This is a genomic window from Phycisphaerae bacterium, assembly GCA_012729815.1.
GTDB lineage: Bacteria > Planctomycetota > Phycisphaerae > JAAYCJ01 > JAAYCJ01 > JAAYCJ01.
Map to the genome: position 1 here is coordinate 1 of JAAYCJ010000261.1, position 17,250 is coordinate 17,250.

Genomic DNA, 17,250 nt, shown 5'->3' on the forward strand with positions numbered 1-17,250 from the left:
CTCCACCCGTATGAGGTCGAGCTCGAACCGCCCGCCTCGGCCGATCCTTCCTGGTCGATGGCGCAACGACTTAAGTACGCGAAGTTCACCTACCTTCAGTACCGCCAGCGGAAGACGGTGGAACGCAAGCTGCGCGGCCTGCTCTCGGATTTCCAGTTTTCCGCCATAACCGACGTGTATCCCGGAGTGCTTGAGAATCATGGATCAACAGCCGGTCAGCATTGTCCCGATTGATGAGCAGCACCTGGCCGCTGTGGCGCAGCTTCACATCCAGGGCATCAATCAGGGATTTATCAGCTCGCTGGGTCCGGCGTTCGTTCGCAGACTCTATCAGGGGATCATCCACTGCCCCGAGGCCTTCGGTTTCGTCGCCTGTCAGGATGAGCACGTCTTGGGTTTCATCGGCTGCGCTGAGAGCGTAGGGGCGGTCTACAAGCACGTCCTGAAGCGATCCTTCTTCAGTCTGGCCTGGCGAATGCTCCCGCGGATGCTGGTGTGGCGGAACGTTCGCAACGCCTTCGAAACCCTCTTCTATCCAGCCAAAGCCGAATCCGATCTGCCGAAGGCCGAGATCCTCTCGGTGGCGGTTGACCAGACGGCTCGCGGCTTGGGGATCGGACGTCTCCTGATGACCGCCGCCCTCGACGAGTTTCAGCGGCGAGGGATCACCACGGTGAAGGTCATGGTCGGAGAGCAGCTCCCCGCCAACGAGTACTACAAGAAGCTCGGTTTCACCCTCGCCGGTCAGCACCTCCACCACGGCTACCTGCTCAACGCCTATCTCAAGCAACTCTCCTGAGGCTTCATGACCTCCTTTGTTTACGCTTGCGGGTTGTTATAGACTTGTCTGTATATATACAGCCTGTTGCTGGTTTGGCCTTGACGCACTTCGGCAGGGCCTCTATCTGGGATGTTGCTGATGGAAGTCATTATAGAATAACATGATATAGGTGGGTATGGGGAAGTAATCATCTTGGCGGTTTCCCTCTTGACTCTTCGGTAAAGTGTATTTACTGTGCTATATATAATCGGTTGCGATTGACTATCCAGTGGTTCGTGGTTGTGAGGTACGGCAATGGCTAAGGGCGGTTCGAAAAAGGTCAAGGTGGCTCTGGTCGGTGCGGGCGGGATGGCTAACGGGGTTCACTACCCCTCCGTGACGAGTTTTGAGGATGTCCAGATCGTCGGGCTTTGCGATCTGGACCAGGAGAAACTCAAGGCTACGGCGGAGAAATTCCGGATAAAAGAGACGTTCACGAACTATCAGGCGATGCTGGAGCAGACCAAGCCGGATGCGGTCTACGTCCTGATGCCGCCACACCATCTGTTCGACGTGGCGATGGACGTGATGGAACGAGGTCACCATCTGTTCATCGAGAAGCCCCCAGCCGTGACGACCCACCAGGCGATCGCCCTCGCCCGCAAGGCCAAAGAGAGGAAAGTCATCACAGCCGTCGGCTGGCAGCGCCGCTTCCACCCGCTGACCAACACCGTCTGGCAGAAAGTCAGAAAGGCTGGCGAGCTAAACCAGGTAGTGGTAAGCTTTTATAAAAATGCCGTGCCCTCCCAGACGCATCCCTACTACCGTGGGGCGATCGACATCCTGCACTGTGACGCGATCCACGCGGTCGACTCGCTTCGCTACTACGCGGGCCTGGCCGACGTTGTCTCGATCAGTTCCAACGTACGCAAGCTCGACGCGTGGTACCCGTGCGTCTTTACGGCCGTCGTACAATTCAGCAATGGCGTCGAGGGTGTGCTGCTGACCAACTGGCGCAGCGGCCGACGAATCTTCAAATTCGAGTTCCACGGAGCCAACGGGATGGGACTGGTGGATATCGACGGCCAGGGCGCGTTCTACACCGACAACAAGGTCGAGCCGGCTTGGCAGTCGGACCACGTCGCGGAGGCCGGTTCGGACCAGACGCACATTCACCAGGGCTTCTGCCAGGAGAGCCGGGCCTTTATCGACGCGGTCAAAAAGGGCAAGCCGCCGCACCATAGCCTGGAAGACGCCTACAAGAGCATGGACCTGGTCGACAAGATCTATGGGGCATCGATGATGCGGGAGGAAACGCACGTATAAAAGTGGTCAGAATTCAGAACTCAGAACTCAGAATGGCTTACCGCTCGGCGGCACAGGGGCGATATGACGAGGTTGCCGGCCAAAACATTTCGTGATCTGGTAGTTTGGCAGAAGGCCCATGCATGGGTGCTTGAAGCGTATGCCTACAGCCGTGGGTTTCCCAAGGCGGAATTATACGGACTGACGTCGCAGCTCAGGCCGGCAGCGGTTTCCGTGCCCGCCAACATCGTCGAGGCATTCCGAAAGCGGAGCCACGCGGAGAAGCGGTACTTCCTGAACGTCGCCCAGTGTTCACTCGAAGAATGCAGGTATTACCTGATTTTGGCCCAGGATCTCGGCTACGGAGATAGCCGTCGGTTATCTCATGATTTGGAGGAGGTAAGCCGTTTGTTGGAGGCTTTTTCATCAAAGATTTCCGGTGCAGACGGGTAGAATGGTGTCTATTCCGAGTTCTGACAACTGAGTTCTGAATTCTTCGGAGACGCTCATGCCCAGCTACAAGAACTTTCTTGAACTCGGCGACGCGGTCGTGGCGCGGTGCGAGGGTGACCGGCAGTCGCTGATGCGGCGGGAGGCTGAGATCTACCTGGTGACCAAGTGCCGGGAGATGCTGGAGGCCCGGCGCAAGTGGGAACTCGACTACAGCTCGCCGGAGGCGTACATCAACACCTGCGACCCGCACCGCCACCGCTGGGCTGAGACGGTCGGGCAGGTCGAGTACAACGCGGAGTTCAACGCCTACTACGAGCCGTTCTTCGAGGACGGCGAGTACGTGGCCCGGTGGCTCTACATCGACCTGGATCGGGGCCTGAAGGCCCGGGCGGTGCTGGCCATGCCGAGGCGCGTTAAGGAGCCGGTGCCGCTGGTCATCGCCCAGCACGGCATCGCCTCGTCGCCCGAGCGGATTTTCGGCCTCAATGACGCCCAGGGCATCTACCACGCCTACGGTCGGGCGTTGCTCGAAGCGGGTTACGCGGTCCTCGCGCCGAGCAACATCACCGAAGGTCCGCCGCGGGCCCGCCTCCAGCGGCTCTGCTCGCTGCTGGGCAAGACGCTGATGGGCTTGGAGATCGGCAAGATCCGCCGCCTGCTCGACTACGTGCTGGGTCTGCCGGAGATCGACATGGTCCGCGTGGGCATGTGGGGCATTTCACTGGGCGGGATGTACACGATGTACACCGTGCCGCTCGAACCGCGGATCAAGGTCGGCATCAACTGTGCGTTCTTCAACGACCGTTTCCCCAAGATGGCCGTTTCGAGCCCTCAATACTCATCCTTCCTCGACGCCAATGAGGAGCACATCTGGATTCCCGGCTGGTTCGCGGGCGGTTTCGGCGATGCTGAGCTGGCGGCCCTGATCTGCCCGCGGGCGTACCAGATCCAGCAAGGCCGGGCGGACGGGATCGGCTGGTGGCCTCTGCAGCACGCCGAGTTCGTCCGAGCCCGCGGCTATTATGAGAAGCTGGGTTTGGCCGAACGGATCGAGTACGCCGACCACAACGGCGGCCACGAGATCCTGGTCGACCAGGGCCTGGCCTTCCTCAAGAAGCACCTGGGCTGAACCGGTCACGTCGATGAGCGTGACGCGACGCAGCAACGATGCCGGCCGTTTCAGCCGGCGACCAAAGGAACAACCGTGCTGACCGTACTCTGCGACAATTCGACAAAGATCGTCAACCAGGCCCTGTCCTTCCAGCCTCCTGATCGGCTGCCCGTCTTCGACAATTTCTGGGAGGAGTTCGAGGACGACTGGCGGCGCCGGTACAACCTCGGCCCCGATCGCCGGGTGGCCGATCACTACTGGACCGACCTGGCCATCTGCACGGCTGAGGAGTGCTTTTTTCCCACCCGTGTCCGGACCATCCGCCAGGAGGGCGAGTTTGTATACGGCGACGACGGCTGGGGACGCACCGTCCGCACCCGGCGCGGCGCCCACTTTGCCGAGACAATCGATCGTCTCATCGAGAGCCGCAGCGGCCTGGACCGCGTGCGGTTCGACCCGCCGGACCTCGACCAGCGCTACACCCGCTTCGTCGAGTCCGTCCACGAGAATCAATCAAAGGGGCGCGTGGTGTTCGCCAAGATCGGCGGTCCCTTCATCCGCTCCACGTTCATCCGCGGCGAGGTGGACCTGCTGGTGGATTTCGCCGAGGACGAGGAGTTCTCCAAGGCCCTGATCGGCAAGGTCGGCGAGCATCTGCTGGCGATCGGCTTGGAGTCGCTTCGCCGGGCCGAACTCCAGGACACGGGCGTTTGGATCTTCGACGACATGTGCAATGTCAACGCCCCGATGTTCTCTCCGCGGACCTTCGAGCGGGTCTTCCTGCCCGTCTACCGGCGAATGGTCAGCCAACTCAAGCAGGCCGGCGCCCGCTGGGTCGGCTTGCACTGCGACGGCAATCTCTACCCGTTTCTCGACATGTTGGTCGACGCCGGCATCAACGGGATCAACCCGGTCGAGCCCAACGCCTCGATGGACGTGACGCGACTCGTCCGCGACTACTGGAAACGCCTGTGGTTCGTCGGCGGCCTGTGCAACTCCAAGATTCTCCCTTCCGGCGATCCGGACCGCATCCGCCGCCACGTTGAAGCGGTGGTCGAAGCGGCTCGCGACGGCGGCATCGTGATCGGCAGCCACACCATCGGCCCGGACATCACAGTGGACAGCTACGAGCTCTACCGCCGGATTGTAGCCGAGCGAGGGAGTTACCGCACCGCATAGGGGACGTTTTGCCAAGTCGATGGCTCTGTGAGGACAACCCATGAGCAGATCGCCTGTCACCGCCGTGGTCATCGGAGCCGGCCACCGAGCCCTATGTTACGCCGATCTGTCGCGGCAGCATCCGGACCGCCTGCGGATCGTCGGAGTGGCCGATCCGGATCCGGCCCGCCGCCGCCAGACCGCCCAGCGGTACAGCTTCTCCGAGGACAAGTGCTTTCGAACGGCTGAGGAACTGGCTCAACAGCCGGCCTTCGCCGACGCTGCGATCAACGGCACGATGGACCGCGACCACGTTCCGACCACGCTGCCGCTGTTGCGGGCGGGATACCACGTCCTGCTCGAAAAACCCATCACGCCGATCAAGCGTGAACTGCTCGATCTGGAAGGGACCGTTCGCCGGACCGGCCGCAAGGTCATGATCGGCCACGTGCTTCGCTACGCGCCGTTCTACGTCGAGATCAAGAAACGCCTCCTGGCCGGCGAGATCGGCAGAATCCTGTCCATCGAGACCGCCGAGAACGTCAGCTATCACCACATGGCGGTTGGGTTTGTCCGCGGCAAGTGGCGAAATCGGGATAGCTCCGCCCCGATGCTCCTGGCCAAGTGCTGTCACGATCTGGACCTGCTCTGCTGGTACATGTCGGGAATCGCCCCGCAGCGGGTCGCCAGTTTCGGCAATCTCATGCATTTCCGCCCCGAAAACGCCCCGCCGGGTTCGGGTACGCGGTGTCTGGCGGATTGCGAAATCGAAGCCGGTTGCCCTTACTCGGCCAGAAAGAACTACATTGAGCAGAACCTGTGGGGGATGTACGCCTGGCAGTCACTGGAGCACATCGAGGATCTCGCCGAGCAGAAGAAGATCGAGTCGCTCAAGAGCGACAATCCGCACGGCCGTTGCGTGTGGCGGTGCGACAACGACGTGGTGGACCACCAGTCGGTGATAGTTGAGTACGCCGACGGTGTGGTCGCCACCCACAACATGTTTGCCAACACCTCCAGGCCGTGCCGGACGATTCACATCGTTGGAACCGCCGGCGAGATCCGCGGGGCCATGGAAGACGGACATTTCTTCATCCACAAGCCCGATGCGCGGGCCGGACACGAGTTCTCCGAGGAGCGGATCGACATCAACGTCTCCAACGACATGCACGGTGGGGGGGACATGCGGCTGGCCGACGACTTCGTCCGCGTGGTCAGCGGCCGGAACGGCTCGATTTCCAGCACCGACATCCACGATTCCATTCATGGGCATATGATTGCTTTCGCCGCCGATGACTCCATGCTCCAAAAGAGGATGATCGAACTGAACGATATTCAGTAAGGGTCAGGCGACGGCCTTGATTGCAGCTATTCGCAAGAGTACTATAATAGAAGTATTGTGGGTCGCCCTGGAGTTGGTTTATGGCTGGCAGCAGCCGGATTAATATTCTATTCACCTGTGTCGGTCGGCGATACGAACTGGTTCAGGCATTTCGCGCCGCCGCCAAGCGGCTTGGTGTGGACCTTTTTCTGCTTGGGACTGACGCCAACCCGCTCTCGCCGGCCCTGTTCGCCTGCGACAAGCACGTCATTACCCGGCCGATCGCCGATCCGGACTACATCCCCCAGATACTGGAGCTGGTTCGGGAGCATCGGATCGACTTGGTGATCCCGACGATTGATACCGAACTGAAACACCTGGCGACCCACCGGCAGGAGTTCCAGGACGCCGGCGCCCGGGTGCTGGTCTCCGACCTGGATGTGATCGAAATTTGTCAGGACAAGCGGCGGACGTATCGCTTCCTTCGCGAGCATGGATTTGGCGCTCCGGAGACCCGCGAATTGGGCGAGGTTGATGCATCCAAGTTGACTTACCCGGTGTTCCTGAAGCCCTGGAACGGCTCGGCCTCGAAAGGCAACGCCGTCGCCCGCGACGAGGAGGAATTCGGCTACTGGAGCAAGCGTGTCCCGCACTGCATCGTTCAGCCGTATCTTGAGGGCCAGGAGTACACCAGCGATGTGTACGTGGACTTCCAGATGGCCGTCCGCTGCGTGGTGCCTCGGCGGCGCATCGAGGTGCGCGGCGGCGAGGTCTCGAAAGGGCAGACCGCCCGGATACCCGCCCTGATCGAGCAGTGCACCCGTTTGGTCGAAGCACTTGGGGCCGGTCCGGGCGTTATCACCATTCAGGCATTCGTCACGCTGGAAGGCGAGATACGCTTTATCGAAGTGAACCCACGATTCGGCGGCGGCGCTCCCTTGAGCATCGAGGCCGGAGCGGATTTCCCCTCGTGGATTATTCAGGAGACGCTGGGCGCAAAGCCTCGCATCCGCACCGACGGCTGGAAGGACGGCCTCTGCATGCTTCGCTACGACGCCGCCGTGTGGATCGATCGCAACTCCGGGCAGACTGGGCAAGGAACCTGATTCATGGATAGTCATATTCTAGCGTTCTGGGGAGGTTTTGTCGGTCCCTACGGCTCGATCAAGGGAGTGCTCGATCCGTACTGGCCGACGCTGGTGGTCGCTACTGTCGTTTCGCTGTTCGCCACGCCGGTCGCGTCCTTCATAGCCTTTAAGGTTGGCATTCTCGATCTGCCTGACGAAGCGGTCAAGACTCACAAGCGGCCCACGGCGTATCTGGGCGGAGTGGCGGTGTTGGTTGGTTTCCTTGCGGCCATGCTGCTGGGAGTGGTGCTTGTTGCCGATGCGATCGGGCCCGAAAGCCCCGCGATCAGGATCATCTACGCCATCTGCGCCGGGGCTGTGGTGGCGACCCTGGTCGGACTGATCGACGACGTCAAGGACATCCGGCCGTGGCAGAAGCTCATCGGCCAGGGCATCTGCGCGGTGTTCCTGGTCGCCGCTGGGATCAAACCCGACCTTCAGCCGCTGTCCGGAATCGTGGGAGTTTCCCTGCCTCCGCTCCTGCACGACATTGTGGCCTACGTGGTGGTTTTGTTCTTCGTTCTGGGGGCGACGAACTCGCTGAACCTCCTGGACGGTCTGGATGGACTGTGTGCCGGAGTTACGGCGATCATCACGCTGGGATTCCTCGTCCTGGCCATTCACCTGGCGACCTGGGCCACCGACACGTCGGTCGACGCGGTGCGGATCGTGGTGGGCCTTGCCCTGGTCGGCTCGGTGTTCGGTTTTCTCATGTTCAACCGCCATCCGGCGGCGATCTTCCTCGGCGACGCCGGCAGCATCCTGCTGGGCTTTATCATGGCCTCGATGATGATGCTGATGGCCACCAACAGCACCCGCTGGTGGTTCGCCTCCGTCGTCATTTTCGGCCTGCCGATCCTCGATACGACCACCGCGCTGATCCGACGCGTGATCAACAAGCGTCCAATCATGAAGTCCGACCGCGGACACATCTACGACCAGATGATCGATCGCGGCATGCCGCTGGAGCGCACCGTCGCGGTCAACTATCTGTTGGCCGGGCTTTACGTCCTGCTTGGCGTGGTCGGAGCGGTGTTCCTTCGCACGCGGCACGCGGTGATCCTCTACCTTGCCATTGCGGTTGTCTCACTGCTGATCGTGTGGCGCAAGGGCTTCTTCAAGATGTCCGGCCTTCGCGGCGCCGTCCGATCTTGAGTTCGTATTCAGCGGTGACTACAACGCGATCTGGCAGACCGCTTGGCCGCTGGCCGGCGTCTGGACCCGCACCACCCGCTTGGCTTGGTCCCAGAGATACTCCACCTCCCGACCGTCCAATCGCACCGCCGAAGGTCTGCGCTCCACGTGGATCGTCAGGCGGTACTCCCGCGATGGCGGCATGCCTTCGTACTCGCCTTCACGGCGGCCGATCTCCAGCCGCCACTCATCCCGGCCGCTGGACAGGCGAAAGTGCGTCAGTGCGAACTGGCCTTTCTCGTAGCCGTACCCGACGCCGTCGTCCTCGTAGAGTTCGAAGGCCGCATCCGCTGCGGGGTACACGTCCAGTTCGATCTGGTTCTCCGGCCGCTGACCCACGTAGTCCGGCGCCTCGGCCAGGATCGGCACGATTGCTCCGGCCCGGACGAACAATGCTCCGCCCCGGTCCTCCGGCGGATCGTATGTGAGCCGTTTGCCGCCTTGGTGCATTTCGCCCGTCCAGAAGTCGAACCAGCGCCCGGCAGGCAGATAGACCTCGTTACTGAACGCGCCGACCAGCAGCTCGCGGCCGAGCATGTACTGGTGCAGCAGATTCCGGGCCGCCGTGTCGTCGGGAAATTCCAGCACCATCGCCCGCATCATCGGCAATCCGGTCCGGTGCGACTGCCACGCGAGCGAATAGAGATAGGGCAGCAGGCGATACCGCAGCCGGGCGTAATCAGTGAATATCCGCTGCAGACGTTCGCCCTGGAGCCACGGATGCCGCCAGTAGTTCCAGCTATTGACGTGGGCCCACGGCAGCAGGAAACCGTAGTGGATGCCTTCGGGCGTCGTGACCTCCATGTCGCAGGTCGACCATGCATGGCCGCACAATCCGGTATTCAGCTGCGCCACCAGCGTCGCGTGCGCGCCGCCGGTATCGCCCGTCCAGGTCCCGGTGTACCGCTGAAGGCCGGCCCATCCGGCGTCCGTGAAGCAGCACGGCCGACGTCCGGTGTACTGGCGAAATCCCTCGTGCATCTGCTGCGAGTAGAGCAGCGGATAGAGGTTGTGCATTTCGTCATCCGTCATGCCGTTGCCGTATAGCCGGTCGGGATGGGCGCAGACCTGCAGCGCGCCGTCCTGCTTGAAGAAATCCACGCCTTGGTCGATGAACTTCTTGTGGTGTTCGAACCAGGGCTCGGCTGGATCGGTCAGCTTGTCCATCCGGACGGGGTGCATGAAGTGCACGTCCTTCTCGACGTCATCGGCGTGGAAGACGGGTCTGGCCGTTGCCTGCGAATCGCTGGGCGACGCCGCGGCCTGGCCCCATCGTCGCTCCGCCTCAAAACTCAGGTCGTAGTCGTTGCATTCCCACAGCTCGACCTTGTAGCCCAGCCGTTTCATCGCGGGCAGGAAATTGTGCTGTCCGGTCTGGGCGTAGAAGGGGATCGGAAAGCGTTCCGGGTGCCAGGTCCGGTCCTTGCTGTAGTCGTAGTGCCGGCTCATCCAGCCGGGCTCCAGGCCGATCACGTCGCAAGGGATTTTCTCCCGGCGGAAGTTGACGCAGTCGTCCATCACCTCCTTGACGTCGGCCTGGTCGCGGCAGATGAACCACAGCCCGAACGACCACTTCGGCGGCAGGGCGGGTTTGCCCGTCAAATCGGTGTACCGGTCCAGGATTTCCGGCAGCGACCGGCCGCGGATCAGGTAGTAGTCCAGCCGGCCGCCGTTGCTGGCGATCTGCGCCCGATCCGGCTTGGACGCCGCCAGGTCAAAACCCAGGCGATAGGTCGTGTTCACCAGCACGCCGTAGCCGGCGGTGCTCATGAAGAACGGAATCGGAATGTAGCAACTGACATTGGTGACGTGAAGATCCGCCTTGCGGCCGCGCAGGGCCACCGCTGCGCGGGTCTGGTCGCCCAGACCGAAGAACTCCTCGTCGTTACCGCACCGCAGCCCCAAACGGAAGCCGCCCGACCCACTGACCTCCGGGTTGAACGCCTCCTTGGTCAGCGTCCTGCCTGCGGCCAGGAAGGTCAGCCGGCCCGATTTCCGGTCGATCCGAACGGCCATCTCGTCCGTGGTCAGCTCAGCCGCTTGCCCGGCCTCCCGAACCTCGGTCGCCGGCGGGTTCCGCGGTTCACGAATAAAGCCGTAGCGGTTCATCGCCGCTGGAGGAAAGCTCCCGTCCGGCGAGACCCGCACCCGGACCACGCCCGGAGCCACGAAGCCGACCCGGACGACCGGTCCCGATTTCGTGACAAAATCGTAAAATCGCCCGTCCTTGCCTGCCTTGCCCCGCCGCTTGGGCTCTTCGCCCGATGATTTCCCAGCCATTTGCGTCGCTCCAGGTGTTCCAGTCCGGCCTCCGCGTAACGCCATTGGAGCCAACATCCTACTGCCGCCGGTTCCGGCCCGCCAGCCCCTTTGGCGGTTGCGGCCGGCCTCGAACCCGCCGAAAACCTTGCGATTTAGCAGTCTTTCTGCTAATGTGTCGCCGAATCAGTTGAAATTTGACCGTTTTCCACTAACAATAAGAGTTTACCTTTTACAGAGACAGGTGTCTGAGGAGCAAACGCAATGGCCGATGAGGACCAGGTTCAGAACCAAGAGCAGACGGAAACGCCCGAGCCGCTGAGCGTCAACGTGGCGTCCGTCGAGGACGTGGGCACCCTCAAGAAGAAGGTGACCATCGAAATACCCGAGCAGGAGGTCAACAAGAAGCTCGATCAGAATTTCGGCGAACTGGCCAACTCGGCCCAGGTTCCCGGTTTTCGCGTCGGGCGGGCTCCGCGCCGGCTGGTCGAGAAACGCTTTGCCAAGGACGTTCGCGAGCAGGTGCGGCTGACTTTGATGGCCGAAGGCATCCAGCAGGCCCTCGAGAAGGCCGACCTCAAGACAATCGGCGAGCCTGACTTCGACATGGAGAAGGTCGAACTGCCCGAGAACGGACCGATGACCTTCGCCTTTGAGGTCGAGGTCGAGCCCGAGTTCGAGCTGCCGTCGCTGGACGGGATCGAAGTGACCGAGAAGGACGTCGAGGTTACCGACAAAGACATCGACGAGCAGATCGAGAACATCCGCTGGCGCCTGGCCGTCCTCGAGGACCAGCCGGAAGACGCCAAGGTCGAGAAGGGCGATCATATCACCGCTGACATGAGCCTGGAAGTCGGCGACCTGCCGCCGGAGGTCCGGCACGAGATCGACTTGGTCGCCCGCGATCAGCCGATCGAGGGCGTCCCGTTCGACAAGCTGGATGAGGCTTTGGCCGGGGCGGCCGTGGGCGAGACCCGCGAAGCCGGTCCCGTGACGGTCAGCCAGGAACACGCCAACGAGAATTGGCGCGGCAAAGAGGCCAAGGTTCGGATCGGGGTCAAGAAGATCTCCAAATGGCGATTGCCTGAAGCGAATGACGAACTGGCCAAGAAGATCGGCTTTGGCAGCGTCCAGGACTGGCGCGACACCACTCGCACGCAGCTCGAAGCCCGCAAGGGGCAGCAGGTCCGTCGCGACTTGGAAGACCAGGTCCGCAGCCATCTGCTGGCCAACACCAAGCTCGACCTGCCCGAGGGCCTGATCGAACGGCAGACCGATCGCGCTCTGGTCCGCCGGGTCATCGAACTGCGTCAGATGGGCTTCCCGGAGGTGGTGATCCGCGGCCGCATCGACGAACTCCGCACCGGCGCCCGCGACCGCGTGGTCGACGACCTGAAGTTCAGTTTCATCGTGGACAAGATCGCCCGCCAGTTCGAGATCGAGGTCACCGAGGGCGAGGTCAACAGCCTGATCGCCAACATCGCGGCCAGCCAGGGCCGCCGGCCCGAACGCGCCCGCGAGGAAATGATGCGGGACGGCAGCTATGATTCGGTGTTCGGCGTGCTCCGCGAGCGCAAGGTCCTCGAAAAGCTCCTGGACAACGCCAAGATCACCAAGGCCGAGGGGCAGGCGAAGGAGCAGAAGTAATCCTGACGCCGCGCCTCGGGTACGAAATCACGAACTCCGGACACAAGGAGAAGCGATATGAACCTCTGGTCGCCTGAGAATCACGGCGCCTGGATGCCCGACACCCGCAACCAGGGACCGGGCTATCAGCAGTGGCGGCAGATGACCATCAACGAGCTGCTGCTGGAGAACCGGATCATCTTCGTCGACATGCCGCTGAGCCCGCAGATATACATGCAGTACGGCGGGACCTTCGGCTCCGACATCATCAAGAAGATCCTTCGCCTCCAGTACCTCAAGAAGGATCAGGACATCCACATGTACATCAACTGCCCGGGCGGGTCGATGGGCGAGATTCTCGCCATCTACGACACCATGCAGTTCTGCAGTTGCGAAATCGCGACGTACTGCGTGGGTGTGGCGATGAGCGGGGCGGCTCTCCTGCTGTCCGCCGGCACCAAGGGCAAGCGATACGCCCTGCCCCACAGCAAGATTATGATTCACCAGCCGTACGGCGGGATCACCGGCCAGGCCGAGGACATCAACATCCAGGCCGAGGAGATCATCAAGGACCGCCAGCTCCTTAACGAACTGATGGCCAAGCACACCGGGCAGGACCCCAAGAAGATCGAACAGGAGACCGAGCGGGACCGCTACATGTCCACCGCCGAGGCCAAGGAGTACGGCATCATCGACGAAATTCTCCAGGCCGACGAGGCGGCCGCGGTCGGCGGCGAACCGCCCTCGCCCGCCGGGCCCAAAGCTTAACCCGACACATACGGAAGGTCATACCATGCCCCATAATCAACTGGTTCCCATCGTCATCGAAAAGACCGGACGCGCCGAGCGGGCCTACGACATCTACTCGCGTCTGCTGCGGGACCGGATCGTCTTTCTCGGCGGGCCGGTCACCGACGACTCGGCCAACCTTATCATCGCCCAGATGCTCTTCCTGTCCAACGAGGACTCGAAGATGGACATCAACTTCTACATCAACTCGCCCGGCGGCTCGATCTCGGCGGGCTTGGCCATCTACGACACCATGCAGTTTCTCCGCTGCGACGTGGCCACCTACTGCATCGGACAAGCCGCCAGCATGGGCGCGGTGCTGTTCGCGGGCGGAGCCGACGGCAAGCGGTTTCTCCTGCCCAACAGCCGGGTGATGCTCCACCAGCCGCTGATCGCGGGCATCCTCGAAGGGCGGGCCACCGACCTCTCGATCGAGGCCAAGGAAATCATCCGCCTGCGGCAGCGTCTCTACGAAATCCTCGCCAAACACACCGGCCAGAGCGCTGAAAAGGTGCATCGCGACTGCGACCGCAACCTGTGGCTGGAAGCCAGCGAGGCCATCGAGTACGGGCTGGCCGACAAGATCCTTGAGAGCGCTCCGGAGTCGCCGGCCAAGGGGCCGCGCGAGGCCGAGGGCGACGCCGCGGAACAGGACAGTGAGGAGTAGCCATCGTCCAGTATTGGTCGGCTTGATCTGCGCCGGCGTCGCCTTCGCCGCCGGCTGCCGGTCGACCTGTCCGGACGACCTGCTGGAATGCCGCGCCAGACTCGGCGACATTCAAGACCAGCAGGCCCGCCTGCGGGGCGAACTGGCCGATCTGCAGCAGCAGCTTGACGTCTCGCGGCAACAGATCACCCGTCTCCAGAATCTGCCCGAAGACAAGTCCGGGCTACTGGTCAAGACGCAGAAGATTGAGCTGGAGGGCCTGACCGGAGCCTATGACGATGACAAGGACGGCTACGACGACGGGGTCGTGGTCTACCTTCAGCCGATCGACAGGGCGGGCGACGTGATCAAGGCGGCAGGGGGGATCAGCATCCGTCTTGTGGACCTGTCCGGCGATGAGCCGGTAGTCGTCGGTCAGATCGACGTGCCGCCCGAAGAGTCCCTGGAGCTTTGGTACGGCCGGCTGCTGACCAACCACTTCACCGTCCGCTGCCCGTTTTCGCAGCCGCCTCGCGGCCAGGAGGTGACCGTCGACGTCCAGTTCGTCGAACTCCTGACCGGCCGACGCTTCACCGCTCAGAAGACGGTGGAAGTCAATGGTGGGCCGAGCGCGGCGCGAACTCAGCCGGTTGGCTAGAAAACGAACGCCGGCTGCAATAGGGGGGAGGTCGCCGCGGCTCAGTTCGCCTCGTCCAGCAGGAACTTCGCCCCGATCTTGAACCCGCCGACCGTGCCGTTGGTGTGGACCACCTTGGCCGGCACCTCGAGATCGCCGAAATCGGTCTCGACGGTGATCAGGATCCGCTGACCCGGCCGCAGCCGGTGGGTGGAAAAGAACCCTACCCCTTCGAGCGAAATATCGCGAGTCGTCACGTAGATCGGTTCAAAGAGGTTGGCGTCCTGTTCCGGCACGATGATGCCTGGCGTGCCGTATTCCAACCGCCAGTGGCCGCGCCGTCCGTCAGTGCCTTCCTCCTGCAGCGTGGCCTCCTTGATCAGCTGGATGATCCGGCCCATCTGCTGCATGGTCTTGATGACGATTCTTGCCTTCATCATTCGGCCCTTTCCGCCCTCCGGGCTGTCGCTCTACCCTTCTGATCGGAAACTTTGTCCATACACTTGACCCGCCGAGACGGCGAAATGGGGCATCCGGGGGGTTATCGGACGTTGGACTCGGTGCGGGGAGCGGAACCTCTGCACTGGTGGGAAACCACTTGTGGAGCCGCTAGGACGATCTTAACTTCTTCTGCAGCAGTTCGTTAACGATCTTCGGGTTCGCCTGTCCGCGGCTTTTCTGCATCACCTGCCCGGTCAGGAAACCGAACGCCTTCTTCTGCTTCTTGCCTTCGCTCGACGCGTCGGCCACCGCCTGCGGATTGGCGGCCAGGACTTCGTCGACCAGCTTCTCGATCTCCGAACTGTCCGAAACCTGCACCAGGTTCTCGCGCTCCGCGATCGCCTGCGGGTCGGTGTCCTCAGCCAGCATCTTCTCAGCGATGGCCGCCGCGGTGGTCGCGTTAACCGTTCCCTGTTCCACCATCGCCGCCAACGTGGCCATTCGCTCGGCCGGGACCGGCAGTTCCGCGATCGGCACGCCGCGCTGATTGGCGTGCATCGCCCAGAAGCTGATGAATTGGTTGGCCAGGTTCCTGACCGGCGCGCCGGCGGCCAGGGCTCGCTCGAACAGGTCCGCGGTCGCTCGATCGTCCACCACCGTACCGACGTCCTTTTCCGAAAAGCCGAACTGCTCAACGAACCGCCGCCGCCGATGGACAGGCAGTTCGGGCAGTTCCGATCGGACCTGTTCGATCCACACCGGTTCGGGCGTGACCGGGGCCAGGTCCGGGTCCGGGAAATAGCGATAGTCGTGGGCCTCTTCCTTCTCCCGTTGCAGGACGGTCGCGCCGCGGCCCTCATCCCAGCCGCGGGTGCTCTTGTTGCCCATCTGCATCGTGGCGCCGGTCCGCTCGAACTCATCGAGTTGCCGCTGCACCTCGAATTCGACCGCTCGCTGGAGGGCCCGGAGACTGCCGAGGTTCTTGACCTCGGCGATCGGCGTGCGGTATTCCTGACCGTCGCGGACGATGGCCAGGTTGACATTGGGCTCCAGCCGCATCTGACCCTGCTGCATGTTCGCCTCGCTGACGCCCAGGTAGCGCACGAGGCTGCGTAACTCCGACCCGAAGGCATGGGCCTCGTCGGCCGAGGCCAAGTCCGGCTCGGTCACGATCTCCATCAGCGGCGTGCCCGCGCGGTTCAGGTCCACGTGGCTGGCCGCGACCAGCCCCTCGTGCAGCAGCTTGGCCGCGTCTTCCTCAAGGTGAAGCCGCCGGATCCGCACCGTCTTGAGCTGCCCATCCACCGGGATATCCATGACCCCGTGTTGGGCCAGCGGCAAGTCGTACTGCGAGATCTGATAGTTCTTCGGCAGGTCCGGATAGTAGTAGTTCTTCCGATCCCATTTGGTGAACGCGGCGATCTCGCATTTCAGCGCCAAGGCCGTCCGCAGCGCGTACTCCACCGCCCGGCGGTTCATCACCGGCAGCACGCCCGGCGAGCCCAGGCAGACCGGACAGACGTTGCTGTTCGGTTCGTCGCCGAACCGGTTCGGGCACGGGCAGAACATCTTGCTCTCGGTCGCGAGGTGAATGTGGATTTCCATCCCCACGATCACGCGATATTGCAGATTGCCGGATGACTGCATCGGCATGGCGCTCCTATTCGATTCTGGCCGGCGACGGCTATGCGCTCGCGATCGGCGGCCGCTGTCGGTGATGGTCGGTCCGGGCCTGATAGGCGGCGCCGACCCGCAGGACCGTCGGCTCGTCGAAATGCCGGCCGAGGATCTGCAAGCCGATCGGCAGACCCGCCCGGCTGAGCCCGCACGGCACGCTCAGCCCCGGAATCGCCGCCAGGTTGGCCGAGATCGTGTATATGTCGCTCAGGTACATCGCCAGCGGGTCGTCCACCGTCTCGCCGATCCGGAAGGCCGGCGTCGGCGAGACCGGCGAGCAGATCACATCCACCTCGCCGAACGCCCGCTCGAAATCCCGCTTGATCAGCGTGCGGACCTTCAAAGCCTTCAGATAGTAGGCTTCGTAATAGCCCGCCGACAGCACGTACGTGCCGAGCATGATCCGTCGCTTGACCTCGTCGCCGAGGGCCTCAGCCCGCGACCGCGAGTACAGGTCGATCAGGTCCGACGGCGAGGGCGTCCGATAGCCGTAGTGCACGCCGTCGTACCGGGCCAGGTTGCTCGACGCCTCCGCCGTGGCGATCAGGTAGTAGCAGGCCACCGCGTAATCCGTGTGCGGCAGCGAGACCTCGACCGTTTCGGCGCCGGCCGCCTTGAGCTGCTCGATTGCCTCGCCGACCGCATGGCTCACCTCGGCGTCCAGTCCCGCTTGGCCGTAGTATTCCTTGGGCAGGCCGACTTTGAGGCCTTTGATGTCCGCGTTGTCCAGCCCGGCCAGGAAGTCC

General features: G+C 62.6%; 17 protein-coding genes. 13 read left to right on the forward strand and 4 right to left on the reverse strand.

Going from position 1 to position 17,250, the window contains the following annotated elements; all coding sequences use genetic code 11:
* From GXY33_17025 to GXY33_17065, 9 genes are all read left to right on the forward strand, one after another.
* A partial coding sequence (locus tag GXY33_17025) for a hypothetical protein (protein NLX06842.1) occupies window positions 1–234 on the forward strand: 234 nt, incomplete at its 5' end.
* Entirely contained in the window at window positions 200–799 is a 600-nt protein-coding gene (locus GXY33_17030; protein ID NLX06843.1) for a GNAT family N-acetyltransferase, read from the forward strand. The genes GXY33_17025 and GXY33_17030, both read left to right, overlap by 35 nt.
* 276 nt (window positions 800–1,075) lie before the next feature.
* Window positions 1,076–2,086 (forward strand): Gfo/Idh/MocA family oxidoreductase, encoded by a 1,011-nt coding sequence (locus tag GXY33_17035; protein ID NLX06844.1) that lies wholly within the window; start codon window positions 1,076–1,078, stop codon window positions 2,084–2,086.
* A 63-nt stretch (window positions 2,087–2,149) separates the two neighbouring features.
* Complete coding sequence (locus tag GXY33_17040; protein ID NLX06845.1) at window positions 2,150–2,518, forward strand: four helix bundle protein; 369 nt, start codon at window positions 2,150–2,152, stop codon at window positions 2,516–2,518.
* A 55-nt stretch (window positions 2,519–2,573) separates the two neighbouring features.
* A complete protein-coding gene (locus GXY33_17045; GenBank protein NLX06846.1) occupies window positions 2,574–3,647 on the forward strand; it encodes a hypothetical protein in 1,074 nt (357 codons plus the stop codon).
* Window positions 3,648–3,722: 75 nt separating this feature from the next.
* Window positions 3,723–4,808 carry a hypothetical protein gene (locus GXY33_17050; protein ID NLX06847.1) on the forward strand — a complete coding sequence of 362 codons (1,086 nt, stop codon included), beginning with the start codon at window positions 3,723–3,725 and terminating at the stop codon, window positions 4,806–4,808.
* 40 nt (window positions 4,809–4,848) lie between these two features.
* The gene (locus GXY33_17055; protein NLX06848.1) at window positions 4,849–6,129 is read left to right on the forward strand and encodes a Gfo/Idh/MocA family oxidoreductase; all 1,281 of its coding nucleotides are present in this window, start codon (window positions 4,849–4,851) and stop codon (window positions 6,127–6,129) included.
* A gap of 80 nt (window positions 6,130–6,209) precedes the next feature.
* Window positions 6,210–7,214, forward strand: coding sequence for an ATP-grasp domain-containing protein (locus GXY33_17060; GenBank protein NLX06849.1), 1,005 nt, complete (start codon window positions 6,210–6,212; stop codon window positions 7,212–7,214).
* Between the two features lie 3 nt (window positions 7,215–7,217).
* Window positions 7,218–8,390, forward strand: coding sequence for an undecaprenyl/decaprenyl-phosphate alpha-N-acetylglucosaminyl 1-phosphate transferase (locus GXY33_17065; protein ID NLX06850.1), 1,173 nt, complete (start codon window positions 7,218–7,220; stop codon window positions 8,388–8,390).
* A gap of 18 nt (window positions 8,391–8,408) precedes the next feature.
* On the opposite strand, the gene GXY33_17070 is transcribed toward GXY33_17065, so the two are convergent.
* On the reverse strand, window positions 8,409–10,709 hold the full coding sequence (locus GXY33_17070) for a DUF5110 domain-containing protein (GenBank protein NLX06851.1): 2,301 nt from the start codon (window positions 10,707–10,709) through the stop codon (window positions 8,409–8,411).
* A 243-nt stretch (window positions 10,710–10,952) separates the two neighbouring features.
* Between GXY33_17070 and tig the strand changes: the two genes are divergently transcribed.
* The 4 genes from tig to GXY33_17090 all read left to right on the forward strand — a co-directional run bounded on the left by tig (window position 10,953) and on the right by GXY33_17090 (window position 14,407).
* Window positions 10,953–12,335, forward strand: coding sequence for a trigger factor (tig, locus tag GXY33_17075; GenBank protein ID NLX06852.1), 1,383 nt, complete (start codon window positions 10,953–10,955; stop codon window positions 12,333–12,335).
* 93 nt (window positions 12,336–12,428) lie between these two features.
* Window positions 12,429–13,082 carry an ATP-dependent Clp protease proteolytic subunit gene (locus tag GXY33_17080; GenBank protein NLX06853.1) on the forward strand — a complete coding sequence of 218 codons (654 nt, stop codon included), beginning with the start codon at window positions 12,429–12,431 and terminating at the stop codon, window positions 13,080–13,082.
* 25 nt (window positions 13,083–13,107) lie between these two features.
* Window positions 13,108–13,770, forward strand: coding sequence for an ATP-dependent Clp protease proteolytic subunit (locus GXY33_17085; GenBank protein NLX06854.1), 663 nt, complete (start codon window positions 13,108–13,110; stop codon window positions 13,768–13,770).
* Window positions 13,760–14,407 (forward strand): hypothetical protein, encoded by a 648-nt coding sequence (locus tag GXY33_17090; protein ID NLX06855.1) that lies wholly within the window; start codon window positions 13,760–13,762, stop codon window positions 14,405–14,407. Before GXY33_17085 ends, GXY33_17090 begins: the two co-directional genes overlap by 11 nt.
* A gap of 41 nt (window positions 14,408–14,448) precedes the next feature.
* Here GXY33_17090 and GXY33_17095 read toward each other — a convergent pair whose 3' ends face one another.
* From GXY33_17095 to GXY33_17105, 3 genes are all read right to left on the reverse strand, one after another.
* On the reverse strand, window positions 14,449–14,826 hold the full coding sequence (locus tag GXY33_17095) for a PilZ domain-containing protein (protein NLX06856.1): 378 nt from the start codon (window positions 14,824–14,826) through the stop codon (window positions 14,449–14,451).
* A 169-nt stretch (window positions 14,827–14,995) separates the two neighbouring features.
* Complete coding sequence (gene gatB / locus GXY33_17100; GenBank protein ID NLX06857.1) at window positions 14,996–16,480, reverse strand: Asp-tRNA(Asn)/Glu-tRNA(Gln) amidotransferase subunit GatB; 1,485 nt, start codon at window positions 16,478–16,480, stop codon at window positions 14,996–14,998.
* 31 nt (window positions 16,481–16,511) lie between these two features.
* The coding region (locus GXY33_17105; protein ID NLX06858.1) for an Asp-tRNA(Asn)/Glu-tRNA(Gln) amidotransferase subunit GatA at window positions 16,512–17,250 on the reverse strand (739 nt) is incomplete at its 5' end.

Excerpts from the sequence above, each read along its gene's own strand:
- tig (NLX06852.1), top strand. The coding sequence starts at position 10,953 with ATGGCCGATGAGGACCAGGTTCAGAACCAAGAGCAGACGGAAACGCCC.
- GXY33_17035 (NLX06844.1), top strand. The coding sequence starts at position 1,076 with ATGGCTAAGGGCGGTTCGAAAAAGGTCAAGGTGGCTCTGGTCGGTGCG.
- GXY33_17040 (NLX06845.1), top strand. The coding sequence starts at position 2,150 with ATGACGAGGTTGCCGGCCAAAACATTTCGTGATCTGGTAGTTTGGCAG.
- gatB (NLX06857.1), bottom strand. The coding sequence starts at position 16,480 with ATGCCGATGCAGTCATCCGGCAATCTGCAATATCGCGTGATCGTGGGG.
- GXY33_17095 (NLX06856.1), bottom strand. The coding sequence starts at position 14,826 with ATGATGAAGGCAAGAATCGTCATCAAGACCATGCAGCAGATGGGCCGG.
- GXY33_17080 (NLX06853.1), top strand. The coding sequence starts at position 12,429 with ATGCCCGACACCCGCAACCAGGGACCGGGCTATCAGCAGTGGCGGCAG.
- GXY33_17070 (NLX06851.1), bottom strand. The coding sequence starts at position 10,709 with ATGGCTGGGAAATCATCGGGCGAAGAGCCCAAGCGGCGGGGCAAGGCA.
- GXY33_17065 (NLX06850.1), top strand. The coding sequence starts at position 7,218 with ATGGATAGTCATATTCTAGCGTTCTGGGGAGGTTTTGTCGGTCCCTAC.
- GXY33_17085 (NLX06854.1), top strand. The coding sequence starts at position 13,108 with ATGCCCCATAATCAACTGGTTCCCATCGTCATCGAAAAGACCGGACGC.
- GXY33_17055 (NLX06848.1), top strand. The coding sequence starts at position 4,849 with ATGAGCAGATCGCCTGTCACCGCCGTGGTCATCGGAGCCGGCCACCGA.
- GXY33_17030 (NLX06843.1), top strand. The coding sequence starts at position 200 with ATGGATCAACAGCCGGTCAGCATTGTCCCGATTGATGAGCAGCACCTG.
- GXY33_17045 (NLX06846.1), top strand. The coding sequence starts at position 2,574 with ATGCCCAGCTACAAGAACTTTCTTGAACTCGGCGACGCGGTCGTGGCG.
- GXY33_17060 (NLX06849.1), top strand. The coding sequence starts at position 6,210 with ATGGCTGGCAGCAGCCGGATTAATATTCTATTCACCTGTGTCGGTCGG.